Source organism: Cupriavidus sp. GW823-FHT06D04 (assembly GCF_058795055.1).
The window spans coordinates 83911-107773 of the sequence record NZ_JBXAHL010000025.1; the positions used below are offsets into that span (position 1 = coordinate 83911).

The 23863-nt window shown below is 67.3% G+C and carries 22 protein-coding genes; 5 read left to right on the forward strand and 17 right to left on the reverse strand.

Going from position 1 to position 23863, the window contains the following annotated elements; genetic code table 11:
- Positions 1-34: 34 nt before the first annotated feature.
- Positions 35-814 (reverse strand): glycosyltransferase family 2 protein, encoded by a 780-nt coding sequence (locus AC1Q7H_RS26105; RefSeq protein WP_211980828.1) that lies wholly within the window; start codon positions 812-814, stop codon positions 35-37.
- A 299-nt stretch (positions 815-1113) separates the two neighbouring features.
- On the opposite strand from AC1Q7H_RS26105, the gene AC1Q7H_RS26110 reads away from it, so the two are divergent.
- Together AC1Q7H_RS26110 and msbA are read left to right on the forward strand one after the other, a co-directional pair.
- Positions 1114-1887: a glycosyltransferase family 25 protein gene (locus AC1Q7H_RS26110; protein WP_492379422.1), complete on the forward strand. Its 774-nt coding sequence runs from the start codon at positions 1114-1116 to the stop codon at positions 1885-1887.
- 91 nt (positions 1888-1978) lie between these two features.
- The gene (gene msbA, locus AC1Q7H_RS26115) at positions 1979-3709 is read left to right on the forward strand and encodes a lipid A export permease/ATP-binding protein MsbA (RefSeq protein ID WP_153955049.1); all 1731 of its coding nucleotides are present in this window, start codon (positions 1979-1981) and stop codon (positions 3707-3709) included.
- 58 nt (positions 3710-3767) lie between these two features.
- On the opposite strand, the gene waaC is transcribed toward msbA, so the two are convergent.
- A complete protein-coding gene (waaC, locus tag AC1Q7H_RS26120; RefSeq protein WP_010812916.1) occupies positions 3768-4754 on the reverse strand; it encodes a lipopolysaccharide heptosyltransferase I in 987 nt (328 codons plus the stop codon).
- 181 nt (positions 4755-4935) lie between these two features.
- Here waaC and AC1Q7H_RS26125 point away from each other — a divergent pair, with 181 nt between their 5' ends.
- Positions 4936-5526: a peroxidase-related enzyme gene (locus AC1Q7H_RS26125; RefSeq protein ID WP_013955891.1), complete on the forward strand. Its 591-nt coding sequence runs from the start codon at positions 4936-4938 to the stop codon at positions 5524-5526.
- 12 nt (positions 5527-5538) lie between these two features.
- Here AC1Q7H_RS26125 and AC1Q7H_RS26130 read toward each other — a convergent pair whose 3' ends face one another.
- A complete protein-coding gene (locus AC1Q7H_RS26130; protein WP_013955892.1) occupies positions 5539-6051 on the reverse strand; it encodes a hypothetical protein in 513 nt (170 codons plus the stop codon).
- Positions 6052-6321: 270 nt separating this feature from the next.
- On the opposite strand from AC1Q7H_RS26130, the gene AC1Q7H_RS26135 reads away from it, so the two are divergent.
- Positions 6322-6630, forward strand: coding sequence for a hypothetical protein (locus AC1Q7H_RS26135; protein WP_013955893.1), 309 nt, complete (start codon positions 6322-6324; stop codon positions 6628-6630).
- A gap of 58 nt (positions 6631-6688) precedes the next feature.
- On the opposite strand, the gene rng is transcribed toward AC1Q7H_RS26135, so the two are convergent.
- The 8 genes from rng to AC1Q7H_RS26175 all read right to left on the reverse strand — a co-directional run bounded on the left by rng (position 6689) and on the right by AC1Q7H_RS26175 (position 14134).
- Positions 6689-8155 carry a ribonuclease G gene (gene rng, locus AC1Q7H_RS26140; RefSeq protein ID WP_013955894.1) on the reverse strand — a complete coding sequence of 489 codons (1467 nt, stop codon included), beginning with the start codon at positions 8153-8155 and terminating at the stop codon, positions 6689-6691.
- Positions 8156-8242: 87 nt separating this feature from the next.
- Positions 8243-8857, reverse strand: a complete 615-nt coding sequence (locus AC1Q7H_RS26145) for a Maf family protein (RefSeq protein WP_153955042.1) — start codon at positions 8855-8857, stop codon at positions 8243-8245.
- A gap of 33 nt (positions 8858-8890) precedes the next feature.
- Positions 8891-9370 carry a 23S rRNA (pseudouridine(1915)-N(3))-methyltransferase RlmH gene (gene rlmH / locus AC1Q7H_RS26150; RefSeq protein ID WP_011614787.1) on the reverse strand — a complete coding sequence of 160 codons (480 nt, stop codon included), beginning with the start codon at positions 9368-9370 and terminating at the stop codon, positions 8891-8893.
- A gap of 53 nt (positions 9371-9423) precedes the next feature.
- Positions 9424-10161 (reverse strand): ribosome silencing factor, encoded by a 738-nt coding sequence (gene rsfS, locus AC1Q7H_RS26155; RefSeq protein ID WP_013955896.1) that lies wholly within the window; start codon positions 10159-10161, stop codon positions 9424-9426.
- A gap of 61 nt (positions 10162-10222) precedes the next feature.
- Positions 10223-10957 (reverse strand): nicotinate-nucleotide adenylyltransferase, encoded by a 735-nt coding sequence (locus AC1Q7H_RS26160; RefSeq protein ID WP_013955897.1) that lies wholly within the window; start codon positions 10955-10957, stop codon positions 10223-10225.
- A 10-nt stretch (positions 10958-10967) separates the two neighbouring features.
- Entirely contained in the window at positions 10968-11879 is a 912-nt protein-coding gene (gene hemF / locus AC1Q7H_RS26165; RefSeq protein ID WP_013955898.1) for an oxygen-dependent coproporphyrinogen oxidase, read from the reverse strand.
- 176 nt (positions 11880-12055) lie between these two features.
- Positions 12056-13324 (reverse strand): phosphoribosylamine--glycine ligase, encoded by a 1269-nt coding sequence (purD, locus tag AC1Q7H_RS26170; protein WP_010812906.1) that lies wholly within the window; start codon positions 13322-13324, stop codon positions 12056-12058.
- Between the two features lie 84 nt (positions 13325-13408).
- Complete coding sequence (locus AC1Q7H_RS26175; RefSeq protein ID WP_013955900.1) at positions 13409-14134, reverse strand: YebC/PmpR family DNA-binding transcriptional regulator; 726 nt, start codon at positions 14132-14134, stop codon at positions 13409-13411.
- A gap of 229 nt (positions 14135-14363) precedes the next feature.
- On the opposite strand from AC1Q7H_RS26175, the gene AC1Q7H_RS26180 reads away from it, so the two are divergent.
- Complete coding sequence (locus AC1Q7H_RS26180; RefSeq protein WP_013955901.1) at positions 14364-15890, forward strand: helicase HerA-like C-terminal domain-containing protein; 1527 nt, start codon at positions 14364-14366, stop codon at positions 15888-15890.
- Positions 15891-15940: 50 nt separating this feature from the next.
- Here AC1Q7H_RS26180 and AC1Q7H_RS26185 read toward each other — a convergent pair whose 3' ends face one another.
- From AC1Q7H_RS26185 to AC1Q7H_RS26210, 6 genes are all read right to left on the reverse strand, one after another.
- The gene (locus AC1Q7H_RS26185) at positions 15941-16105 is read right to left on the reverse strand and encodes a DUF3149 domain-containing protein (protein ID WP_013955903.1); all 165 of its coding nucleotides are present in this window, start codon (positions 16103-16105) and stop codon (positions 15941-15943) included.
- A 134-nt stretch (positions 16106-16239) separates the two neighbouring features.
- Positions 16240-16890, reverse strand: a complete 651-nt coding sequence (upp, locus tag AC1Q7H_RS26190) for a uracil phosphoribosyltransferase (RefSeq protein ID WP_013955904.1) — start codon at positions 16888-16890, stop codon at positions 16240-16242.
- A 200-nt stretch (positions 16891-17090) separates the two neighbouring features.
- Positions 17091-18491, reverse strand: a complete 1401-nt coding sequence (locus AC1Q7H_RS26195; protein ID WP_013955905.1) for an MFS transporter — start codon at positions 18489-18491, stop codon at positions 17091-17093.
- A 620-nt stretch (positions 18492-19111) separates the two neighbouring features.
- Positions 19112-21985 carry a c-type cytochrome gene (locus tag AC1Q7H_RS26200; protein WP_492381903.1) on the reverse strand — a complete coding sequence of 958 codons (2874 nt, stop codon included), beginning with the start codon at positions 21983-21985 and terminating at the stop codon, positions 19112-19114.
- 50 nt (positions 21986-22035) lie between these two features.
- Positions 22036-22533 (reverse strand): (2Fe-2S)-binding protein, encoded by a 498-nt coding sequence (locus tag AC1Q7H_RS26205; RefSeq protein ID WP_013955907.1) that lies wholly within the window; start codon positions 22531-22533, stop codon positions 22036-22038.
- A gap of 86 nt (positions 22534-22619) precedes the next feature.
- Positions 22620-23780, reverse strand: coding sequence for an FAD-dependent monooxygenase (locus AC1Q7H_RS26210; protein ID WP_249678679.1), 1161 nt, complete (start codon positions 23778-23780; stop codon positions 22620-22622).
- Positions 23781-23863: the final 83 nt, after the last annotated feature.

Here is a 23863-nt window from a genome sequence, read left to right on the forward strand (position 1 = left end):
TGCATGGAATAAAGGGGAGGGGCGGCCGGCCGCCTCAACGGGTGACCTCGGGGGCGGCTGCCTTGAGATCGGTTTCGGCCTGCAACTGCGCCAGCTTGGCGTACTTGTAGTAGCTTGCCTGCGCATTCATCAGCGCCACGCCAAAGCCTGCGCTGCCGTCCAGGAAGCCGCGCTTGAGCAGGTAGGTCCGGATGAAGGCCCACAGGCCGTGGCCCGCGGCGGACGCCACCGAACTACGCTTGCCCCGCGCGTAGGCCTGCTGCGCGCCTGCGCTGGAGTAGCTGTCGATCTTGCGCAGCACGTCCGACAGTGTGCGGTAGCTGTAATGGATCAATGGCTCGCGCAGATGAGTGACCGGGTCGACCACCTTCAGGTGTTCGTGGACCAGGTCATCCGTGAAGCGGCCGCGGCCCTTGCGGAAGACGCGGGTCACATAGTCCGGATACCAGCCTGCGTGGCGCACGAAGGTGCCGCAGAACGCTGAAAGGCGCGGCAGCGCAAGCGCGTGGGCGTCGGCCCGCTTCAGATGGCCCCGGATCTCGTCGCGCAGGGCGGGGGTGACACGTTCATCGGCATCGAGGCTCAGGATCCAGTCGCCCGTGGCGGCGTCAACCGCACGGTTCTTCTGCGGTCCGAAGCCAGGCCAGTCGTCGGTCTGGATGACAGTGGCGCCGGCAGCACGCGCAATCGCCACCGTGTCATCCGTGCTGGCCCAATCCACTATAATCGCCTCTTCGCACCAGGACACGCTTTCGAGGCATGGCCCGATATTGTGAGCTTCATTCCTGGTAATGATGACGGCCGAGACTCTCATGGAACATAGGGGAGGCACGCAGGTCGGACAAGACCGACGGGCCGCCGGAGTCGCCCACGGCGCCAGGCGCTGGATCGAGACCGCGTATTCTACCGCACTGGCGCATGGCGCCCTTCGCGCACCCTGATGCGATCGAGTCGGCTCGCGGGCCGTTTCCTGATTCTCAAATTGATGATACGAGCACAATTGTCCCGTTCTGCCGGGATGGAAGAAGTCTTCCTTCTGCCTGCGCGTGCAGCATTGGCCTCTCTCTTGCCGGCTGCAATCCGGGCAAGACCGGACGCGCAGGCGCTGGCCGCATGATCGGCGCCTACGTCATCAATCTCGACACCGCGCGGGAGCGCCGGGAGCGCATTTCCGGCCAACTGGCGGGCCTTGGTATCCCGTTCCAGGTGTTCCGGGCCGTGGATGGCCGCGTGCTGGCGGAGGAGGAAGTGGCCAGCAAGTACGATGCCGCCGCCGCCGCCGCGCGTTACCGCCCCATGAGCCGGGGCGAGGTGGGGTGCGGATTGAGCCACCTTGGCGTGTACCGCAAGATGCTGGACGACGGCGCCGCCTTCGCGCTGGTGCTGGAGGACGATGCATCGCTCGGCCCCGACCTCGCAAGCGTGCTGGCCGACCTCGAGTCACGCCTGGATCCGGACCGGGCCGAGGTGGTGCTGCTGTCCCATGTCGACAAGTACACCCGCTGGGGTGTGCGCAGGCTTGGCGGCGAGCGACGCCTGGTCAGGCGCTACGGCGAATGGTGGCTCGCGCACGGCTACGTGGTGACGCGCGCCGCAGCGCAGCGGCTGCTGGCCGGCCTGCAGCCGCTGTGGTGCGCGGCCGACTATTGGTCGGCCTTTGAAAAACAGGGTCTGGTGTCGGTCAGTGCGGTGGTGCCATATTGCATTGGCCTGACCGAGCTGGCCGAGACCTCGTCGCTCGAAACGCATCGCGCCGACCTGGACGCCACCGACAAGGCTCAGCGCAGCATCGGCTATTATCTGCGCCGCTACGTCTATCAGCGCTTCCTGTTCCAGCTCATCGTCAGGCCCTTCCTTCGGGTAGCCCGGCAGAAGCGGCCGGGCTAGCGCCGGGCCGGCACGTCGCCTCCACACACAAGAAATATCAGTGACCACATCCAAACCGCCCATTTCGCCAGGTGCCGCCGTGCCGTCCAGCATGGCCAGCCGGCTCTGGTCTTACCTGCGCCCCGAGTTACGTATCTTCATCGGCGCTATCCTCGCCATGGCCGTGGTCGCGGGCAGCGAAGGGGTGATCCCCAAGGTTGTCAATGACCTGCTCGACAAGGGCTTCGGCGGCGACTACGCCGGCACGCTGTGGCATGTCCCCGCGATCCTGACCGGCGTGGCCCTGATCCGCGGCGTGGCGCAGTTTGCCTCGGGCTACCTGTTGAACCTGATCTCGAACCGCGTGCTGCTGAAGATGCGCCTGCAGATGTTCGAGCGCCTGCTGCAGGCGCCGGCGTCGTTCTTCCACCGCAACACGGCGGCTTCGCTGATCAATGCCGTGATCTTCGAGGTCAACCAGGTGCTGCAGATCCTGACTAGCGTCTTTATCACGCTGGTGCGGGACTCGCTGACGGTTGTCGCGCTGCTGATCTATCTCTTCTATACCAACTGGCGCCTGACGCTGATCGTGGCGGTGATCCTGCCGGTGATCGGCTACCTGATGTCGAAGATCAACCGCCGGCTGCGCAAGCTCAACCGCGATCACCAGGCCTTTACCAACAACGCTGCCTATGTCGTGGAAGAGGCCGTGGGCGGCTACAAGGTGGTCAAGCTGCATGGCGGCGAAGCCTACGAGATGGGCCGCTTCCGCACCGTGGCCGAGCGGCTCAAGAACTACTCGATGCGCATGGCGGTTGCCGGCGGGCTGAACCAGCCGGTCACGGCCTTCCTGGCTGCGCTGGCGCTGTCGGTGATCATCACCATTGCGATGGTGCAGGCGCAGGCCAACCAGACCACGGTGGGCGGTTTTACCGGCTTTGTGATGGCGATGCTGCTGCTGATCTCGCCGCTCAAGCACCTGACCGACATCAACCAGCCGCTGACGCGCGGCATCACCGCAGCCGAGATGATTTTCCGGCTGATCGATGAACCGATCGAGCCGCAGGACGGTGGCAAGATGCTGGGTCGTGCCCGTGGCGAGCTGGCCTTCGAGCAAGTCGGCTTCCGCTACGGTGAAGCGTCCCGCGCAGCGCTGGAGGGCATTGACCTGCGCGTCAGTCCGGGCGAGGTGGTGGCGCTGGTGGGCCCGTCGGGCAGCGGCAAGACCACGCTGGTCAACCTGGTGCCGCGCTTCTTCGACCCCACTGCCGGGCGCATCTTGCTGGATGGCGCGCCGCTGACCGAGTTGTCGCTGAAGGACCTGCGCAACCAGATTGCCTTCGTCAGCCAGGACGTGGTGCTGTTCAACGACACCGTCGCCGCCAATGTGGCATATGGCGCGCAATCCGATAGCGAGATCGACATGGCCCGCGTTGAGCGCGCGCTGGCGGCCGCCTACCTGACGGAAACGGTCAAGGGGCTGCCGGAGGGCCTGAACACCAATATCGGCGACAACGGCATGAAGCTGTCCGGTGGCCAGCGCCAGCGGCTGGCGATTGCCCGGGCGCTGTACAAGGACGCACCGATCCTGATCCTGGACGAGGCCACTTCGGCACTGGATTCGGAGTCGGAGCGCCAGGTGCAGGCGGCGCTGGAGGAACTGATGAGGGGCCGGACCACGCTGGTGATTGCGCACCGGTTGTCCACCATCGAGAACGCCGACCGCATCGCCGTGCTGGACCACGGCCGCGTGGCGGAGCAGGGCACGCACGCGCAGCTGCTGGCGGCCAACGGCCTGTACGCCGGGCTGCACCGGATCCAGTTCGCGACGCAGCAACGGTAACGGACGTACCAACGACAAAGGCCGGCGCTTGCGCCGGCCTTTGTCGTTTCCTGCGTGCTCAGTTTGGCGAGGTGACGGGCGGCTGCACGCCCAGCACTTCATCGATGGCAGCCAGCACCTGATCGCGCCGCGGCACCACGCCGCCGCCGCCCAGCGAGACCGCGCGGCCCGGCGCATCGACGCCGTACAGGTGGCGCGACGTGGTCGTGAACAGGATCACGGTCGGGCGGCGCAGCGCATCGGCGATATGCACGAAGCCGGTGTCCATGCCAACCACCAGCGATGCCTTGCCTACCATCTGCGCCACGCCGGTGATGCTCAGGCGCGGCATCACTTCGGCGTTGGGCACGCTGGCGGCGATGGTTTCGGCTTCCTTGCGCTCCGCGTCGTTGCCCCAGGGCACCAGCACGCGCAGCCCGCGCGCCGAGATCGCGCTGCCCACGCTTATCCAGTCGGCGACCGGCCACTTCTTTTCTTCGCTAGAGGTGGCATGGAACAGCATCGCGTACGGACCCTTGGCGGCCGGCGCCGGCGTGTCTGCGGGCATCTCCAGGCCGTAGTCCATGTCCCTGGTCAGCTCATAGCCCAGGGCGCGGCTGACGGCGCGGCGCATCCGCTGCCGCGCGCAATCTTCTTCGACAAATGGCTGGAACACATGGTTGTAGGCGAAGCGAGCGCCGCTCTCGCCCAACTCTGCCACGGGGTAGCCATAGCGATTGCGCGTGCGTGCCAGGAACGTCACGATGGCGCTCTTGTAGACCCCGTGGACGTCCAGCACCGCATCGTACTTCTCGCGGCGCAGTTCACGCAGCGCACTGAAGATCGCACGCAAGCCAGCCCAATTGCGCGACTTCTTGAAGCCGCGCAGCGGCGCGGAAATCACACGCTCGATATTCGGATTCCAGCGCGGCACGTCGGCGCAATATGAGTCGGCGATCCAGTCGATCTTGACGCCGGGAAAGGCCCGCTGCAGGTCCGCGACGAGCGGCTGGGTGAACACCATGTCGCCGAGGGAGGTCAGCTTGACGATGAGAATACGTTTCATCAGGAACAGTAGGGCGGGCAGTGTGCCCCGCCTGGTTCGGAAGGTGCGTAGTATGCCTTATCCAGGAGACAAGTGTCCGTGCGATGCATGGGCGACATAGCGCCCGCTACACCCATGCCGATCCGTTAGTATCTGCATCAGAAGCTCACGATCGATGACGCATATCCAACAGGAGACCACCATGTCCGACACGTCATTCCCCATCAGCCGCTACCCCATCCCCGCGCTGACCAACCTTCCCGACGACATCCGCGCCCGCATCCTGGAAGTCCAGGAAAAAGCCGGCTTCGTCCCCAACGTCTTCCTGGCGCTGGCACACCGTCCCGACGAGTTCCGCGCGTTCTTCGCCTACCACGACGCGCTGATGCTCAAGGAGGGCGGCCTGACCAAGGGCGAGCGCGAGATGATCGTGGTGGCGACCTCCGGTGCCAACCAGTGCCTGTACTGCGTGGTGGCGCATGGGGCAATCCTGCGCATCTATGAGAAGAAGCCGCTGGTGGCGGACCAGGTGGCGGTGAACTACCTGAAGGCGGATATTCCGCCGCGCCAGCGCGCGATGCTCGACTTTGCGATGAAGGTGTGCAAGGCGTCGCATGAAGTGGGCGATGCCGACTTTGCTGCGCTGCGCGAGCACGGTTTTTCCGAGGAGGATGCCTGGGATATTGCCGCCATCACGGCGTTCTTCGGCCTGTCGAACCGGATGGCGAACACGATCAGCATGCGCCCGAACGACGAGTTCTACCTGATGGGCCGGGTGCCGAAAGCGAAGTAACGCCGCAGGGGCTCAGCGCACCTCGGCGCAGGCACCGCTCTTGGGATCGAACAGCACCGGCCACGCCTGCTCGTAGATGCCGGGCGTGCAGTGCTTCTCGCAGCGGTTATGCGCCAGCGTCACGCGGCGCGGGTCCTGCCACACCAGCAGCTTGCACTGGCTGCCGTCGATGGCCTGCAGTTCGATGTGCGGGCTCTCGCGGACCTGGCGGAACTCGGCCAGGTTGAATTCGCAACTGCCGCGCCGCGATACCCACAACTTCCATTTCAGTGCGCGCACCTCGTTGGCCCTGACGTCCATCAGCGCGTCTTCGCGGAAGCCATCTTCCTCGGTGCGCTTGCAGGCGGCGGCAATGTTGATGGTCTTGTTCGCGATAGGGGTGGCGCGCTCCTTGGGCGCAGCGGCGACCGCTTCGCCCTTCGCCTCGGGCGGCGGTAGGGGCGCGCGCTTGGTGATCGGCAATGGCGCGCACGCCACCGACAACAGAAGGGCCAGCAGACAGGCCCCATGGTTCGTGGCGTTCATGCCGGACTCCTCGCTTGCTTGGCCGGGCCGCGCCTTGCATCGGGGCGGCAGGCCGGGCGCGGCATCCGTGCGGATGCCGCTGACTACCCTAGCTTAGTTATAGCGGATGGCAAACGGAATTGGAGTAGGACCATCCCCGAGCCCGTGAGGAGGCGGACGCAAGCGGACAGACGAATGCGCTGCAACGCGGTTACGTTCGTAAACAGCTTGATACATAGATGCGGGATGCGGCGTGCTAGCCTTCCTCAACCATCGCTCGCCGCCCCCAGAATGAAGCCCCGCGCCCTTGTTGCCCTCGTTGTATTGCCCGTGCTCCTTGGCACCATCTCCGCCGCCGCGCATGCCGACGACGACTGGGACGACGATCACCACTACGCGCGCCGCTACAAGGGCGGCGACTACAAGGAAGAGTTCTGGGTCGGCAACTGCAAGATCAAGCGCAAGTGGAAAGACAACGGCGAGTACAAGGAAGAGCGCAAGTGCAAGGACCGGCCGGTCGTGTACCAGCCGCCGCCGGCTGTGTACTACCAGCCCGAACCCGCCTTCGTGGTGAGTCCGCAAGTCGTGATCCGGCCCTAGGCCAGAATGCAGAAAGGCCCGCCAGTGAGCGGGCCTTTCCATGCCTGCGCCGGCATCTTCACATCAGGATGATGTCGTATTGCTCCTGGTGGAACGTCGATTCCACCTGCAGCGAGATCGGCTTGCCGATGAAGTCGCCCAGCATCGCCAGATGCTGGCTTTCTTCTTCCAGGAACAGGTCGATCACTTCCTGCGAGGCCAGGATGCGGAATTCGCGCGGGTTGAACTGGCGCGATTCGCGCATGATCTCGCGCAGGATGTCATAGCAGGCCGTGCGCGGCGTCTTGACCTGGCCCTTGCCCTGGCAGACCGGGCATTGCTCGCACAGCACATGCGCCAGCGACTCGCGCGTGCGCTTGCGCGTCATCTCGACCAGGCCCAGTTGCGAGAAGCTGTTGACCGTGATGCGGGTGCGGTCGCGTGCGAGCGCTCGCTTCAGCTCGGACAGCACCGCGTCGCGGTGCTCGGCGTTCTCCATATCGATGAAGTCGATGATGATGATGCCGCCGAGGTTGCGCAGGCGCAGCTGCCGCGCGATGGTGTGGGCCGCCTCCAGGTTGGTCTTGAAGATGGTGTCGTCGAAGTTGCGCGCGCCCACGTAGCCGCCGGTGTTGACGTCGATGGTCGTCATCGCCTCGGTCTGGTCGATCATCAGGTAGCCGCCCGACTTCAGGTCCACCCGGCGCGACAGCGCCTTCTCGATCTCCGCGTCGATATTGAACAGGTCGAAGATCGGGCGCTCGCCGGTGTAGTGCGACAGCCGCGGCAGTACCGCCGGGGTGTATTCCTTGGCGAACTCCAGCAGCATCTGGTAGTTCTCGCGCGAGTCGATCTGGATCACGCCGGTGGCGTCGTTGATGAAGTCGCGCAGCACGCGCTGGGCCAGGTTCAGGTCCTGGTAGAGCAGGCTGGGCGCGGGCAGGGTGGTGGCGTTCTGGCGGATCGTGCCCCAGATCTTGCGCAGGTAGGCAATATCGTTGCCGAGTTCCTCGTCGGTCGCTTCCTCGGCGATGGTGCGCACGATAAAGCCGCCGCGCTCGTCGGCGGGCACCAGGCCCTGCACGCGGCTGCGCAGCGCCTCGCGGTCCACTTCGCCCTCGATGCGCTGCGAGATGCCGATATGCGGGTCCTGCGGCAGGTACACCAGGGTGCGCCCGGCGATGCTCACTTGCGTGGACAGCCGCGCGCCCTTGGTGCCGATCGGGTCCTTGATCACCTGCACCATCAGCGCCTGGCCTTCGAACAGGGTCTTCTCGATGGCCAGCTGCGGGGTGGAATTGTTGCGGTCGGCGTCGCGTGGATGCCAGATATCGGCCACGTGCAGGAAGGCGGCGCGCTCCAGGCCGATGTCGATAAAGGCCGATTGCATGCCGGGCAGCACGCGCACCACCTTGCCCAGGTAGATATTGCCGACCAGCCCGCGCGTCAGCGTGCGTTCGACATGCAGTTCCTGCACGGCGGCCTGCTGCACGATGGCGACGCGGGTCTCTTGGGGCGTGATGTTGACGAGGATGTCTTCAGTCATAGCGGGTGAAACGCGTCGCCGGTGGTCCGGCTGTATAGGGTGGCCCGGCGCGGGGGCCGGGTCTTGTCTGGGCACGGAGGGCGCGGCTCAGAACTGCAGATGAGCCTGGCGAAGTAACGCCGCCGTCTCAAACAAAGGTAAGCCCATGATACCTGAATAGCTGCCCGCGATCCGCTCCACGAACTCCGCCGCCCGGCCCTGGATGCCGTAGGCACCGGCCTTGCCGAGCGGCTCGCCGCTGGCGACGTAGCGCTCGATCTCGGCGGGCTGCATCTGGCGGAAGGTGACTTCGGAGATCGACAGCGCATGCCGCATGCCCGTGGTCGACACGATCGTCACGGCGGTCAGGACGCGGTGGGTGCTGCCCGAGAGCGCGCCCAGCATGGCCGCGGCATCGGCGCCGTCGGCGGGTTTGCCCAGGATGCGGCCGCCCAGGCAGACCGTGGTGTCCGAGGTCAGCACCGGCGCATCGGGCAGCGCGCGGCGTTCGCGGCGGCGCAGCGCGGCTTCTGCCTTCAGCGCGCAGACGCGCTGGACGTAGTCGTCGGGGGTTTCGCCGGGCTGGACCGCCTCGAGCGCTTCGGCATCCTCGTCGTCATCGGCCAGCAGCAGTTCGTAGCGCACGCCGAGCTGGGTCAGCAGCTCGCGGCGGCGCGGGCTCTGCGAGGCGAGGTAAAGATAGTCGTGCAGGGTGTCGGGCATCGCGGCGGAGGGGCCTTCCGGCGACAGCCGGGATCAGGCCCGATGATAGGGGTGGTTCTGCGTGACGGACCAGGCGCGGTACAGCTGCTCGGCCAGCAGCACGCGCACCATGCCGTGCGGCAGGGTCAGGCTGGACAGCCGGATCAGGGTGCTGGCGCGGGCTTTCAGGGCCGGGTCGAGCCCGTCGGCGCCGCCGATCAGGAAGGCCACGTCGCCGCCCTCGCGCTGCCAGTCGGTCAGCTGCGCGGCCAGTTGCACGGTGGTGAAGTCGCGCCCGCGCTCATCCAGCGCGACGATGCGGCACTGCTTCGACAGCGAGCCCAGCACCGCCTCGATGCGCGCGGCTTCGCGCTGCATCACGGTGGCGGCGTTGTTGCTGGATGAGCGGGTTTCAGGCTTGACCTCGCGCAGTTCGATGCGCAGCTCGGGCGGCATGCGCTTAGCGTACTCGCTGAAGCCGGTTTCGATCCAGCCGGGCATCTTGTGGCCGACGGCCACGATCACCAGTTGCATGGGGCAGAGGACGGGTCATGCTGCGCGGCCGCCTGGCGGCCGCGCGCCGGGGCTCAGGCCGAGCGGGTGGTGCGCTTGCGCGCGGCCGGCTTGGCTGCTGCGGTCTTGCTGGCAGCGGTCTTGCTCGGGGCCTTCTTGACCGCGGTCTTGGTCGCGGTCTTGCGCGCGGTGGTGCCGGCAGCGGTCTTGCGCGGCGCGGCGGCGCGGGTGCCGGCGGTCTTGGTCGCTGCCGACTTGGTGGCGGTCTTGCGGGCCGGCTTGCGGATGGTGGCGATGGCGTCCGCGTCGGTGTCCTCATGGCCCATCGGCGGCGACGGCTCCTTCATGCCTTCGGGCAGGCGGGCCAGCGCGGGGCGCAGGTTGCTGGCGCGGCGCACGGTGCGCACCGGGGCTTCGTCCTCGTCCTCGTCCATCGGCTCGCTGGCCTTGGCCAGGCCGCGGCCGCCGGTGGCCAGCTTCATGCGCACCGGCTTGTCGCCCCAGATCTCTTCCAGGTTGTAGTACAGGCGCAACTGCGGCTGCAGGATGTGGACCACGGCGTCGCCGCAGTCGACCAGCACCCATTCGCCGGTTTCCAGGCCCTCGACCGCCACGATATGGCCGCCGGCTCCCTTCACCGTATCCCGCACCGACGCTGCCAGCGCCTTGGTCTGGCGGTTGGATGTCCCGCTGGCAATCACCACCCGGTCGAACAGTTCGGTCAGGTGGCTGGTGTCGTACACCTTGATGTCCTGCGCTTTGACATCCTCGAGGCCGTCGACGATGGCGCGTTGCAGTTTACGAATATCCATGGTGTCTTCTTGTTCAGCTGAGATCGGTTGGGGGTGGGCGCCGGGATTGGTGCAACCCCGGTCATGCCCTGGCCGGGGCGTTGCGGTACAGCCCGTGGTTGGCAATGTAGTGTGCCACGCCGGGCGGCAGTTGGTCATCTGCCGGCTGGCCGGCTGCCAGCCGCTGGCGCAGGTGGGTGGAAGACAGGTCGACGGCGAGCGTCTGGTCGATCCACATCCGGCCGGAGGGCGTGCATTGTATCAGGTGCGTGTCAGCCTGGCGTTCGGCCAGTGCCGCCAGCACCGGACCCTCCAGTGCCGCCAGCTCAAAACGCGGCCGCGTGGCGGTGCACAGGTGCACATGTTCGAACAGGGCCTGCCAGCCGTGCCAGGTGTGCAGGCGCAGCAGCTGGTCGGCGCCCATCAACCAGCACAGCGAGGCTTCGGGGCCGTATTCGGCGCGCAGCTGGCGTACCGTGTCGATGGTGTAGCTGGGGCCGGCGCGGTCCACTTCCATGCGGCTCACGCGGACTTTGGCGCCGCTGTCGCCAAGCGCCGCGGCGGCCAGTTCGGTCATCGCCAGGCGGTCGGCGGCAGGGGTCACGTCGTCGCCTTTTTGCCACGACTGGCCGGTGGGAATCCACACCAGCTCATCCAGCCCAAGGTGTTCGATGCACAGCCGCGCCAGTGCAAGGTGGCCGACATGGGGGGGATCAAAAGTGCCGCCAAGGATACCCAGGCGATAGGGGCGGGCGGACGGTTGCGGCGGTTCTCCCGCGTCGGCGGCGGGCTTGCGGTGTTGCGCTGGATTGGCCATAGGTCAGGCGTCAGGCCCAGTCGCGCGCTGGCAGGAAATCGGTGTACAGCGCCGCTTCGGGGCTGCCCGGTTCCGGTTGCCAGTCATAGCGCCAGGTCACCAGCGGCGGCATCGACATCAGGATGGATTCGGCGCGTCCGCCCGACTGCAGGCCGAACAGCGTGCCGCGGTCGAACACGAGGTTGAATTCGACGTAGCGCCCGCGCCGGAAGGCCTGGAAGCCGCGCTCGCGCTCGCCGTAGGGCGTGTCCTTGCGCGCCTGCAGGATCGGCAGGTAGGCGTCCAGGAAGGCGTCGCCGACCGATTGCATCATGGCGAAGCTGCGCTCGAAGCCCAGCGCGGAGAAGTCGTCGAAGAAGATCCCGCCCACGCCGCGCGCCTCGTTGCGGTGGCGCAGGAAGAAATACTCGTCGCACCACTGTTTGAAGCGCGGGTACAGGTCATCGCCATAGGGGGCCAGCGCCTGCTGGCAGGTGCGGTGGAAGTGCGCGCAGTCGCCGGCGTCGCCGTAGTAGGGCGTCAGGTCCATGCCGCCGCCGAACCACCATACCGGCTCGGCCCCCGGCTTGACCGCCAGGAAGCAGCGCACGTTCATATGGACTGTGGGCACATAGGGATTGCGCGGGTGGAACACCAGCGACACGCCCATGGCCTCGAAGCTGCGACCGGCCAGTTCCGGCCGGTTGGCGGTGGCCGACGGCGGCAGGGTGTCGCCGCTCACGTGCGAGAAGCCCACGCCGGCGCGCTCCATCACCGCGCCGCCTTCCAGGATGCGGGTGCGGCCGCTGCCGCGCAGGCGTTCGGTGGGCGGTTTCTCCCAGGCGTCGGTCAGGAACGGCTGGCCGTCGATGGCACCGATGGCATCGGTGATGCGGTCTTGCAGACCGAGCAGATAGGCACGGACTGCCTGGGAATCGATCATGATTGGCGGAAAGCGGATGGACCGGGCTCGGCGTCCGGCAGCGCTGGCGGCTGCCGGGTGCGTCACAACGTTGTCACGATTGTACCGGCTGGGGCCGCTGGCCGGGCGCGCGGGTCCAAAGCTGGCCGGCAAGGCGGATCAGCCATGCCGGCCGGAACGGCGTTTGCCGGGAAGGATCAGCGCTTGATGGCGCGGTAGCCGATGTCGGTCCGGTACTGCATGCCGTCGAAGCGGATCTGCTCGACCGCGGCATAGGCGGCGCGCTGCGCTGCCTTGACGGTGTCGGCCAGGCCCACCACGCACAGCACGCGCCCGCCCGAGGTCAGCAGGGTGCCGTCCTTGAGGGTGGTGCCAGCGTGGAAGGTCACGCTGTCGTCGGTCTCGGCCGGGATGCCGGTGATGGCATCGCCCTTGCGCGGGCTGTCGGGATAGCCGTAGGCGGCCATCACCACGCCCAGCGCGGTGCGGCGGTCCCAGTCCAGCTCGATGCTGTCGAGCTTGCCGTTGACGGCGTGCTCCATCACATCGACCAGGTCGGTCTTCAGGCGCGCCAGGATCGGCTGGGTTTCGGGGTCGCCCATGCGGCAGTTGAATTCCAGCGTCTTCAGGTTGCCGTCCTTGTCGATCATCAGGCCGGCGTACAGGAAGCCCGTGTACGGAATGCCGTCCTTTTCCATGCCGCGCACGGTCGGCAGGATGATCTCGCGCAGCGCGCGCGCATGCAGCGCGGGCGTGACCACCGGGGCGGGGGAATACGCGCCCATGCCGCCGGTGTTGGGGCCGGCGTCGGCGTCCAGCAGGCGCTTGTGGTCTTGGCTGGTGGCCAGCGCCAGCACGTTCTTGCCGTCGACCAGCACGATAAAGCTGGCTTCCTCGCCGTCCAGGAACTCTTCGATCACCACGCGCGCGCCGGCGTCGCCGAGCTTGTTGTCGGCCAGCATCATGTCGACCGCGGTGTGCGCTTCTTCCAGCGACATCGCCACCACCACGCCCTTGCCCGCGGCCAGGCCGTCGGCCTTGATCACGATCGGAGCGCCTTGGGCGTCGATGTAGGCGTGCGCCTGGGTGGCGTCGGAGAAGGTCTGGTAGGCGGCGGTCGGGATGCCGTGGCGCTCCATGAACGCCTTGGCGAAGTCCTTGGACGATTCCAGCTGCGCGGCAGCCTGGGTGGGCCCGAAGATGCGCAGGCCCTTGGCGCGGAAGATATCGACGATGCCGGCGGCCAGCGGGGCCTCGGGGCCGACCACGGTGAAGGCCACGCCCTCGCGCTCGGCAAAGGCGGCGATGACCTCGGGGTCGGTCAGCGGAACATTCTGCAGGCGCTTGTCGAGCGCGGTCCCGCCGTTGCCCGGCGCGACATACACCACCTGCACCTTGGGGGACTGGGCCAATTTCCAGGCCAGCGCGTGTTCACGTCCACCCGAGCCGACAACCAATACTTTCATGATCACTGCCAGAAAAGAAACACATACTAAGAGGCGGCGGCCTGGGCTGTGTCCGGGTCGCCGCCGATGGGGGCTTGTTGCAGCTTAGTCTTCGATTACCGCGTTGGTGAAGACTTCCTGCACGTCGTCCAGGTTTTCCAGGGCGTCGAGCAGTTTCTGCATCTTGAGCGCGTCGTCGCCGCTGAAGCTGACTTCGTTCTGCGGCTTCATCACCACGTCGGCCACTTCCGCCTTGAAGCCGGCGGCTTCCAGCGCGGCCTTGACCGCCGAGAAGTCGTTGGGCGGGCAGGTGACTTCGATCGAGCCGTCGTCGTTGGTGACGACGTCGTCGGCGCCGGCTTCGAGCGCGGCTTCCATCAGCTTGTCTTCCGGCGTGCCGGGGGCATACAGGAACTGGCCGCAGTGGGTGAACATGAACGCCACCGAACCTTCGGTGCCCATGTTGCCGCCGTGCTTGGAGAACGCATGGCGCACTTCGGCCACGGTGCGGGTGCGGTTGTCGGTCAGGCAGTCGACGATGATGGCCGCGCCGGCCAGGCCGTAGCCCTCGTAGCGGATTTCTTCGTAGTTGGCGCCTTCCATGCCGCCCACGCCGCGCTGGATGGCGCGCTGGATGTTGTCCTTGGGCATGTTCGCGTCCATGGCCTTGTCAATCGACAGGCGCAGGCGCGGGTTGGAGTCGACATCGCCGCCGCCGAGCTTGGCGGCAACGGTGATTTCCTTGATCAGGCGGGTCCAGATCTTGCCGCGCTTGGCGTCAGCGGCGGCCTTCTTGTGTTTGATATTGGCCCATTTCGAGTGACCGGCCATGATTCTCTCCGAAGCGGAATGCGGTGATCTGCGGTGATGTTGTGCGGGGTCGCCATGCACGCCGTGACCGGGGTGGCAAAGCCCTCGGACAGCGCGCGCCAGGTGACGGATATGCCTGGCGGCTGGCTATAATCAGCCCAGGATTTTATCACGCGGGCCTGCCCGCGCCGCCCCGGATCCACCAGATCCCATCAGACGCTATCAGACGCTTACGGAACCCAGGAACATCATGGCCGACCCCATCCTCATCGCCAAGAACGCCGAACATGAACTGGTGCTGCTGCCGCAGATGGGCAACCGGCACGGGTTGATCACCGGCGCCACCGGCACCGGCAAGACCGTCACGCTGCAGACGCTGGCTCAGGGCTTCTCGCGCCTGGGCGTGCCGGTCTTCATGGCGGACGTCAAAGGTGACCTGACCGGCATCTCGCAGGCCGGCCAGCCGTCCGACAAGCTCAAGCAGCGCCTGGCCGACCTGAACCTGCCGGAGCCGGCATGGGGCGCGTGCCCGACCACGCTGTGGGACGTGTTCGGTGAGAAGGGCCATCCGGTGCGCGCCACGGTCTCGCATATGGGCCCGCTGCTGCTGTCGCGCATGCTGGAGCTGAACGACACCCAGCAGGGCGTGCTGAACCTGGTGTTCCGCATTGCCGACGCCAACGGCCTGTTGCTGCTCGACGCCAAGGACCTGCGCGCCATGCTGCAGTACGTCGGCGACAACGCCGGCCAGTTCACCACCGAGTACGGCAATATCTCGGCCGCCTCGATCGGCGCCATCCAGCGCGGGCTGATCGCGCTGGAATCGCAGGGCGGGGATGTCTTCTTCGGCGAGCCGATGCTGAACCTGGAAGACTTCATCCAGACCGAGAAGGGCCAGGGCGTGGTCAATATCCTGGCCGCCGACAAGCTGATGAACGCGCCGCGCCTGTACGCCACTTTCCTGCTGTGGATGCTGTCCGAGCTGTTCGAGAAGCTGCCCGAGGCCGGCGACCTGGACAAGCCCAAGCTGGTGTTCTTCTTCGACGAGGCCCACCTGCTGTTCAACGATGCGCCCAAGGCGCTGCTCGACAAGATCGAGCAGGTGGTGCGGCTGGTGCGCTCCAAGGGCGTGGGCGTGTACTTCGTCACGCAGAACCCGATCGATATCCCCGACACCGTGCTGGGCCAGCTGGGCAACCGCGTGCAGCATGCGCTGCGCGCCTTTACCCCGCGCGACCAGAAGGCGGTCAAGGTGGCTGCCACCACCATGCGCGCCAATCCCAGGCTGGACCTGGAAACCGCGATCAGCGAACTGGGCGTGGGCGAAGCGCTGGTGTCGTTCCTGGACGCCAAGGGCACGCCCTGCGTGACCGAGCGTGCCTGGGTGCTGGCACCGGGCAGCCGCATCGGCCCGGCGACGGAGGAAGAGCGCAAGCAGCTGATCGCCAGTTCGCTGGTGGCGGGCACCTACGAGAAGACCGTGGACCGCGAATCCGCCTATGAAAAGCTGCGCGGCAGCGTGGCGACGGCCGGCAATGGCAACGGCAAGGGCGCTGGCGGCGCGCCGGCGGGGCAGCCCGCTGGTGAGCAGGACAGCGGCTGGCTCGGTACGGCCGGCGAGATCTTCGGCACGCTGACCAAGGGCACCGGCAAGACCGGCCGCGGCGATTCGATCCTGGAGTCGATGGCCAAGTCGGCAGCGCGCACGGTGGGGTCGCAGGTCGGCCGCGAACTGATCCGCGGTGTGCTGGGCAGCCTGCTGGGTAAGAAGAAGTAAAGACGGACTGACGGAATGACGGAAAGGGCCGCGCGATGCGGCCCTTTTCCTTAGTGGCGCTGCGCCTGTTGCTGCGCCTTGGCCGCTGCCGCGTCCTCGCGCATCTTGCGCGCGAACATCCGCGCAAAGAACCACCCCATGCCGATGATGAAGACGATCACGCCCAGGCTCATCAGGCCGGTGCTGGTACTGAACAGGATCTTGAAGGCTTCCATGCTTGGCTCCCTTTGCGTTGGCGTTGGCGATGGCGGCCGGCGAGGTCTCGCCGGCGCTTGCCGCCAGTGTAGGGAGCCCTGTGGCGCGGACTATTGAGGCCGGTCAAGCGCAAGCCAGCCCGCCGCCGCACCACTCAGTTCTTGGTGCCGAACAGGCGGTCGCCCGCATCGCCCAGGCCCGGCACGATATAGGCATCGCCGTCCAGGTGGCTGTCCAGCGAGGCGACGAACAGCTTCACCCCCGGATGCGCCTTCTGGAACACTTCCACGCCCTCCGGGGCCGCCACCAGCGCAACGAAGGTGATGGCCTCGTCCTTGACCCCGCGGCGCTTGAGCACCTCCACCGCGTGCGCGGCGGAGTAGCCCGTGGCCACCATCGGGTCGCACAGGATGAAGCTGCGGTCTTCCAGGTCAGGCAGACGCACCAGGTATTCCACCGGGCGGTGCTGCTCGTCGCGGTACACGCCGATGTGGCCGATGCGCGCCGACGGGATCAGCTCGACCAGGCCGTCGCTCATGCCCACGCCCGCGCGCAGCACCGGCACGATGGTCAGCTTCTTGCCGGCGATCACCGGCGCCTCCAGCTCTACCAGCGGCGTTTCGATGCGGCGTGTGGTCAAGGGCAGGTTGCGGGTGATCTCGTAGCCCATCAGCAGCGTGATCTCGCGCAGCAGTTCGCGGAAGGTGCGCGTCGACGTTTCCTTGTCGCGCATGTGCGAAAGCTTGTGCTGGATCAGCGGGTGGTCGAGGATGAACAGGTTGGGAAAGCGCGGATCTTGTTTCATGGCTGGCGGCGAGGGCTCGGCGGGGTAGGGACAAGCAGGTGAAGCGGGCGGCGAGATCGGATGGACCAGCGCGCCGCGCCGTTGCAGCCGGATTGTAATGGAAGCGGGCCGCCCTGCCCGTGGCTTCGCTTTCGAGACCCGCCCACGCCAGCCGCCGGCGGGCTCCCTGAACTGCCGGGAGCGGCCGGCGGTGCCTTGCGCTAGTCAAGCGCGCGATTCTTCGACTCGATATCCACCATGTAGATGGCGATTGCCGCCACGGCAAGAAATGACGAAAGCAGCGCCAGGGCAAGGGTGAACTGGCTGGCCATGATCGGTGCAATGATCGAAGGCGCAAACAGGCCGCCAAAGCGCGCCATCGCGCCGGCAGTGCCCATCCCGCTGGCGCGCAGGTCGGTCGGGTACACCTCGGGCGTGAAGGCGTAGAGCGCGCCCCAGGTACCGAGGAGCGAGAAGCTCATCAGCAGGGTCGAGCCGACGATAAGCGCGGTGGACTGGCCCAGGCTATAGAGCATGCAACCTGCCGCGCTGAGCAGCAGGAAGCCGATCAGCGTCGGCTTGCGGCCCCAGCGCTCGACGCCGTGCGCGGCCAGCGCGAACCCGGGAAGCTGCACCAGCGCGAGCACAATCAGGAAGACCTGGCCACGCATGAAGCCAAAGCCCTGGCCCGCCAGCTTGACCGGCAGATAGACGAAGACGCCGTAGTAGGCGATCGAGATCAGCGCCCAGGCGGCAAGCAGGCAGATGGTGCGGCGCCGGCATCCGCGCGCGAACAGCGCAAAGACCGACTTGCGCTCCATCGGCTGCGGCTCCAGGTTGCCGATTTCCACGGACACGCGATTGGCGGTGGCGACACGCTGCAGCACCGCGCGTGCCTCGGCCGAGCGTCCCGATTTATTCAGGTAGAGCGGAGACTCGGGAACAAAGAACCGGAAGACCACGCCGACCAGGGCGGGGATGCCCGTGACGAGGAAGATCAGCCGCCAGGCATCATCGCCTCGCGACACGGCGATCAGCGCAAGAATGGCGAGCAGGATCGTGCCGACGGCCCAGAACGACTCCAGCAGCACCAGCCAGCGACCGCGCCGGTCCGAGGGCAGGAACTCGGCCATCATGGTGTAGTCCACGGGCAGCGTACCGCCCACGCCGATGCCGGTCAGGAAGCGCAGCAGCAGCAGCCACTGGAAGTCCGGTGCGAAAGCGGAAGCGACACCGCAGATGGCGTCGATGACCACCGCCATCATCAGCACGGGCCGGCGGCCGATCCTGTCAGCCAATCGGCCGAACACGAATGCGCCGATCAGCATGCCGACAAAGAACATCGTCCCGGTCTGCAGAGCGGTCGGTACGGGAATGCCGAAGGTCGCCGCAATCGACGGCGCGGTGAAGCCGATCGACAGCACCTGCATCGCGTCAGCCAGCCAGACCAGGCCGAAGATGACAAAGAGCCGATACTGGAACCGGCCGACGCCGGCCGCGCGGATGCCTTGCTCGATCGTGATGGTTTGAGGCGATGCTCCCCGCGCGCTGGGCTGTGGGGCCGAGCCTAGCGTGACTTCCGGGATGGTCGTGGTTGCCATGGATGAAATTGATGACGACATGTTGTCTACCTGTCTTTATAGGCTGGTTCTTGAACTCGGACGCACACGTTTATCGAAGCAGGGCCAGACGGTACTGACTAATGCGTGATGATCACACCGGGACAACCGCACCAAATTGCAACGAAACGTGGTGAGTACTCCAATTGGCGAGGCTGGAACTAACCCGGTAGCACGCTCGCAACACCTGCTTGGTCCTGATACGACATAGTCACTCCTTGTTGTCTACCCTTGGTTGGTCCAGGCCCGGCCTCCCGGTCGGCGCTGCGGGGAACTATGCAAGCCCCGGGCCAGCGCTTCCGGTGATGTAAAGGGCCAATCTTTTAGTTTTGTTGTCTCGTCTGCCGCTTGCGGCGCGCCGTCCTTGTGCGGGGAGGCACCGCTGCGGGCCTAGCGGCACTCATGTAGTGCGCACTACATGATCGTTCAGCGTAAGCTACATGAAACTGGCGGGCAAGGCCGAATTGCGTTTTCCCTCCTCGGGGTTTTCCCGCGCGTGGCGCCGGCGCGGGAATGCACGTCTCCCTGCCCGGTGGCGAAGCGCCTTGCCAGGCACGGCGTAGGTGCGGTCAGCGTGGATGCGGAAGGCGCGGCGAGCCGGCCCCGCGGCGTCTGCGTTGGTCCTAGTGGGCAGGCATCGCGCGCAGGCGCGCGACGGTGTTCTCCAGGTCCTGCCATGCGGGTTTGTCGGGCGCAAAGCGCGCGCGCAGGTACTGCGCCAGCTGCGCGATCTGCTGGTCGTCGAGGGTGTCGGCATAGGCCGGCATCGCACCCAGTTCGCTGTTGGGCGGTGCCGGCATGCCTTGCAGCAGCACCTGGATCACGTTGTCCGGCAGCTTGCTGTGCAGGTTCGTATTGAGCGCCAGCGAAGGCTTGACGCCGAACTGGGCGATGCCCTGGTCCGACTGGTGGCAGACCGCACATGCGCTTTGGTACAGGCGTTCGCCGGGACCGCCCAGGGTGCGCGCGGCCTGCGCGCTGCGCTGCTCGATCTGCGCGGCCTGTGCGGCCAGTACGGTAGGCGAGGGCGGTGACGTGCCGAACGAGGCCACGTAGTGCGCGATCGCGCGCACGTCGGACTCAGGCAGTTGCGCCAGTTCTTCGACCACCGGTGCCATCGGTCCGGCCGCGGCGCCATGGTGCGGCGCATAGCCGCCGCGCAGGTAGGTGAACAGCGCTGCTTCGGTCCAGGGCAGCGGTGCGTGCGACAGTGCGCTCAGCGGTGGCGCTTCCCAGCCTTCGGCGCTGCCGCCGGTCAGGTACTGGCGGCCGCCTTGCTCGGCACCGAGCGCGTTGCGCGGCGAATGGCAGGCGCTGCAGTGGCCCAGTCCTTCGGCCAGGTACGCGCCGCGATTCCATTGCGCGGAGCGCGACGGGTCCGGCGTGAAGCGCTCGTTGCGATGGAACAGCAGGTTCCAGCCGGCCAGCAGCGGGCGCACGTTGAAGGGGAACGCAAGCTGCGTCTGCGGGACTTCGGATTTCACCGGCCCTGCCGACATCAGGTACCCGTATAGCGCCTGCATGTCGCCATCGCTGATCTTCGCGAATGCGGTGTATGGGAACGCGGGATACAGGCGCCGTCCGTCGCGGTGGATGCCCTCGCGCATGGCGCGCTCGAACGCGGCGAAGGACCAGTTGCCGATGCCGGTCTGCACGTCCGGGGTGATATTGGTGCTGTAGACCGTACCGAAGGGCGTCTCCAGCGGCAGGCCGCCAGCGTTCTTCACGCCGCCCGGCGCGGTATGGCAGACCGCACAGTCTCCCGCGGCGGCCACCAGCCGGCCGCGTTCGAGCGTGGCGGCGGAATAGAAGCCGGCCTCGGGCGGCGCCACCGGTGCGATCGGCGCGCGCCAGGGCAGCAGCGTGGCGCACACGCCGGCAGCGGCTGCGGCGGCAGCGGCGATCCAGCCGCGCTTGCTGCGCTGGTTGCCGGGCCTGGCCTCGGCCAGCGCCAGGCGGATGCGATCGGCGCTGAAGGGCGGCGCGCGCAGGCGCACGCCAGTGGCGTCGTAGATGGCATTGGCCACGGCCGCGGCGGCGGGCATGGAGTCGGTCGGGCTGGCAGCCAGCGCGTCATGCGTGGCGAGCGTGCCGGCCAGGCGGATTTCCGGCAGGGTGCTGCCCGGCACGGCTGGCAGCGTCTGGCTGGCAGGTGGCGCTTCGGCCGGCCAGGTGTCGAAGGCGGGCGTGGCCGACGTCAGCTGCAGGGCGGCATCGGCCACGGCCTGCTCCAGCGAGCGCGCGGACGGCGCGGCTTGTGCGCGCGGCAGCGATTCACTGTCATGCCCCACCGTCACGCGCGTGACCGCCAGCTCGCCGGTGGTGCCGTCGACCTCGACCTCGGCCACCCATGCCGACCAGGTCTGCCCGGCTTCGTGATCGACGGTGTTGGCATAGGCAAAGCCGCGGCCGCGCTGCACGTTGCCGGCCGCTGTGTTGGCGCGGGGCGCGGCCGACGTCCAGCCGGCACGCTCGGACACTTGGCGTACCAGGGCTGTGCCGCGCGCATCGTCGAGATGCGCCAGCCGCAGCGCGACCGGGTCGGTGCCGGAGTCGGCGGCAAGCTCGTCGAGATGGGATTCCCGGGCGAACACCTGGGCCCGGGCTGCCGCCAGTGGCGCCGCATCGGACGCGGCGGCGCTGCCTGTCGAGACCAGGTCGACATGCGGGATGCGATAGGGCGGCATGGCGGTGTCGCCTGCGTGGCCGGCAGCGATGCTGTCCGCCACGGGCGATGCCGTATGCGTCAGCCACAGCGCCAGCGGCACGGCCGGGGCTGTGGTGCCCGCCAGTGTTGCGGCGTAGGCTTCGACGGCGGTGCCGGCCAGCGCGGTGTCGACGCGCACATCGAGCACGGCATCGGCAAGGCCTACATCGGCCGCACACAGCCGACGCATCACGGGCAGTCCGGCGGCGTGGGCCAGCAGCGCCGCGTCGGCGGCGGCGTGCGGCGCGAGCAGCGCGGGGTCCGCGCGGTCGTCGGGCGATTGCCAGCAGGCCAGCACCACCTGTTGCGGCGCGATGCCCAGCAACGCGGCAAGCTCGGCGCGCAGCGCGCCAGGGCGCGTGCTTGGCAGCCACACGGTCAGCTTGCTGTCGCGCCAGTCGGCGACGGCCGTGCAATACGCCTCAGCGTGGGTGCCGGCCAGGGGCCACTGGTAGTGCTGCGTGTGGCGCGCATCGGCGCCGGCCAGCACCGCATCGGCATTGCCGCGCTGGGCCAGCGTGAGGCGCGCTACCGGCGCGTCGTCCGCGCGGGGCGGGGCGGACCATCGTGCCTGCAGCGCATGGGTTGCGTTGATGGCCTGTGCGCCGGAAGCCGTTGCCATGCCGGCGAAATTGTTGCGGATGACGACCGCGCGCACGCCCGGCAGCGCCAGCGCTGCCTCGCGCTCCGCGCCCAGCAGGCGCGCCGTCAGCGGCTTGCCGTCGATCCAGCGCAGGCCAGGCGGTGTCAGCACCCGGGCAACCAGGCAGTCGGCGGCGGGCGGCGGCATGCTGCCCGCGACCGCGGTCGCAGGGGTGGCCTGTGGCACGAGCCCTTCGTTCACGATGCCGACCCCTCGGCCGCCTGCCGTTGCAGCACCGCGGCCCGTTGCACCGCGCGCACGATTTCCACGTGGGTGCCGCAGCGGCACAGGTTGAAGCGCAGCGCCTCGCGGATCTGGGCCTCGTCGGGATCGGGGTTCTGCGCGAGCAGCGCCTTGGCGGTCATGATCATGCCATTCAGGCAATAGCCGCATTGCGCGGCCTGCTCATCGATAAATGCTTGCTGCACAGGGTCGGGCTGCGCGTCGGTGCCCAGTCCCTCCAGCGTGGTGACGGCGTGCCCGACCACGGCCCTGACCGGCAGCACGCAGGCGCGTGCGGGCATGCCGTCCACCAGCACCGTGCAGGCGCCGCACTGGCCCAGACCGCAGCCATACTTGGGCCCGTTGCAGCACAGGTCGTTGCGCAGGATGTAGAGCAGCGGCGTGTCAGGGGCCACGCTCAGCGTGTGCTCGGCGTGGTTGACTTGCAATGTCAGGGGGCGGGGCGTGTTCATCGGGGGCTGGGGGCGGTTTGAACATCACGCATCGCTGCGCCGCGCCCCTTCGATGAGGGGCTGCGGCGGGCAGGGTTGGTCAGGCGTCAGGCCGCTGCGGACAGCGTCCCGGTCCCGGCCGACACCAGCGGCACGTTGAAGACATCGTAGCCGAAACACCAGTCGGGGTTCTCGTTGCCGCGCAGCCAGGTGTTGTTGTGCGAGACCAGCTGGACCTTGCTTGCGCGCTCGTTGCGGTTCGCTTCATACAGCGCGAATGCCGAGGCGAAGTCGTCCACGCCGGTCTCGGTGAAGCAGCGCGTGAGCATGGCCGCATCCTCGATCGCCATCGCGGCGCCTTGTGCCATGTGCGGCTTCATCGGGTGGCAGGCGTCGCCGAGCAGCACCAGGCGGCCCCGGCTCCACAGCGGCAGCGGGTCGCGCTCCAGCAGCGGCCACTTGGTCACTTCAACGGTGCCTTCGATCAGCGACTGCACGCCCTCATGCCAGCCGTCGAACGCGGCGCGCATTTCCTCGATGCTGCTCGGCACCCAGCTCTTGCTCATGTCCCACTCGGGCTCGGGCACGCCGGTGACGTAGTAGATCTCGTCGAGCTTGCTGGTATCGAAGTAGACCATCATGTGGCGGTCGTCGGTCCACCACTTGGTGCAGCGCTCATGCGTGAAGCCCTTGACGCGCGCGATCGGGAACACCGCGCGGTGTGCCACGTAGCCCGTGTACTTGGGCGGCTCGGCGCCCAGCAGCGTCTCGCGGATGCGCGAGTTGACACCGTCCGCGCCGATCACGATGTCGGCCTCTTCGACCGTGCCGTCGGTGAAGCGCAACTGCACCACGTCGCCCTGGTCGGTGACGCTTTCCAGCTTCTTGTTGAAGAACAGCGTGTCGGGCGCCACGGCGTCGGTCAGCAGCTTGTGGAAGTCGCCGCGGTGCACGGTCAGGTAGCTGGCACCGTAGTGGCGCTCTGCGTAGTCGCCCAGCGGGATCTGCGCGATCACCTCGCCGGTCAGGCCGTCGCGGCTGTACCAGTAGTCGGGGTGGCAGCCCATGTCGTTGAGCGCGTCCTCGATGCCGATGCGCCGCATGATCTTCATCACGTTGGGCCCCACATGGATGCCCGCGCCCAGGCGCGAGAACGCCGGTGCCTGTTCATACAGCCTGACTTGGAAGCCGGCTCGCTGCAGCAGGGCGGCCGCGGCCGTTCCTCCGAGTCCGGCGCCGACAACTGCGATTCGCGGTTTGCCTTGCACGTTCTTTCTCCTGGCAATGACACAAGGTCGATGGGGGCTGGGGCGGCCACTCGGCCGACCGTTGAAAACAAGTGTACACACTC

What these genes read in the sequence shown, in the direction of transcription:
- waaC (WP_010812916.1), bottom strand. Translation starts at nt 4,754, where the DNA reads ATGAAACGTATTCTCATCGTCAAGCTGACCTCCCTCGGCGACATGGTG.
- AC1Q7H_RS26195 (WP_013955905.1), bottom strand. Translation starts at nt 18,491, where the DNA reads ATGTCGTCATCAATTTCATCCATGGCAACCACGACCATCCCGGAAGTC.
- AC1Q7H_RS26185 (WP_013955903.1), bottom strand. Translation starts at nt 16,105, where the DNA reads ATGGAAGCCTTCAAGATCCTGTTCAGTACCAGCACCGGCCTGATGAGC.
- upp (WP_013955904.1), bottom strand. Translation starts at nt 16,890, where the DNA reads ATGAAACAAGATCCGCGCTTTCCCAACCTGTTCATCCTCGACCACCCG.
- rlmH (WP_011614787.1), bottom strand. Translation starts at nt 9,370, where the DNA reads ATGCAACTGGTGATCGTGGCCGTCGGCCACAAGATGCCCGGCTGGATC.
- AC1Q7H_RS26180 (WP_013955901.1), top strand. Translation starts at nt 14,364, where the DNA reads ATGGCCGACCCCATCCTCATCGCCAAGAACGCCGAACATGAACTGGTG.
- AC1Q7H_RS26110 (WP_492379422.1), top strand. Translation starts at nt 1,114, where the DNA reads ATGATCGGCGCCTACGTCATCAATCTCGACACCGCGCGGGAGCGCCGG.
- AC1Q7H_RS26175 (WP_013955900.1), bottom strand. Translation starts at nt 14,134, where the DNA reads ATGGCCGGTCACTCGAAATGGGCCAATATCAAACACAAGAAGGCCGCC.
- rsfS (WP_013955896.1), bottom strand. Translation starts at nt 10,161, where the DNA reads ATGGATATTCGTAAACTGCAACGCGCCATCGTCGACGGCCTCGAGGAT.
- rng (WP_013955894.1), bottom strand. Translation starts at nt 8,155, where the DNA reads ATGACTGAAGACATCCTCGTCAACATCACGCCCCAAGAGACCCGCGTC.
- msbA (WP_153955049.1), top strand. Translation starts at nt 1,979, where the DNA reads ATGGCCAGCCGGCTCTGGTCTTACCTGCGCCCCGAGTTACGTATCTTC.
- AC1Q7H_RS26125 (WP_013955891.1), top strand. Translation starts at nt 4,936, where the DNA reads ATGTCCGACACGTCATTCCCCATCAGCCGCTACCCCATCCCCGCGCTG.
- AC1Q7H_RS26160 (WP_013955897.1), bottom strand. Translation starts at nt 10,957, where the DNA reads ATGGCCAATCCAGCGCAACACCGCAAGCCCGCCGCCGACGCGGGAGAA.
- hemF (WP_013955898.1), bottom strand. Translation starts at nt 11,879, where the DNA reads ATGATCGATTCCCAGGCAGTCCGTGCCTATCTGCTCGGTCTGCAAGAC.
- AC1Q7H_RS26105 (WP_211980828.1), bottom strand. Translation starts at nt 814, where the DNA reads ATGAGAGTCTCGGCCGTCATCATTACCAGGAATGAAGCTCACAATATC.
- AC1Q7H_RS26145 (WP_153955042.1), bottom strand. Translation starts at nt 8,857, where the DNA reads ATGCCCGACACCCTGCACGACTATCTTTACCTCGCCTCGCAGAGCCCG.
- AC1Q7H_RS26205 (WP_013955907.1), bottom strand. Translation starts at nt 22,533, where the DNA reads ATGAACACGCCCCGCCCCCTGACATTGCAAGTCAACCACGCCGAGCAC.
- AC1Q7H_RS26130 (WP_013955892.1), bottom strand. Translation starts at nt 6,051, where the DNA reads ATGAACGCCACGAACCATGGGGCCTGTCTGCTGGCCCTTCTGTTGTCG.
- AC1Q7H_RS26200 (WP_492381903.1), bottom strand. Translation starts at nt 21,985, where the DNA reads ATGCCGCCGCCCGCCGCCGACTGCCTGGTTGCCCGGGTGCTGACACCG.
- purD (WP_010812906.1), bottom strand. Translation starts at nt 13,324, where the DNA reads ATGAAAGTATTGGTTGTCGGCTCGGGTGGACGTGAACACGCGCTGGCC.
- AC1Q7H_RS26135 (WP_013955893.1), top strand. Translation starts at nt 6,322, where the DNA reads ATGAAGCCCCGCGCCCTTGTTGCCCTCGTTGTATTGCCCGTGCTCCTT.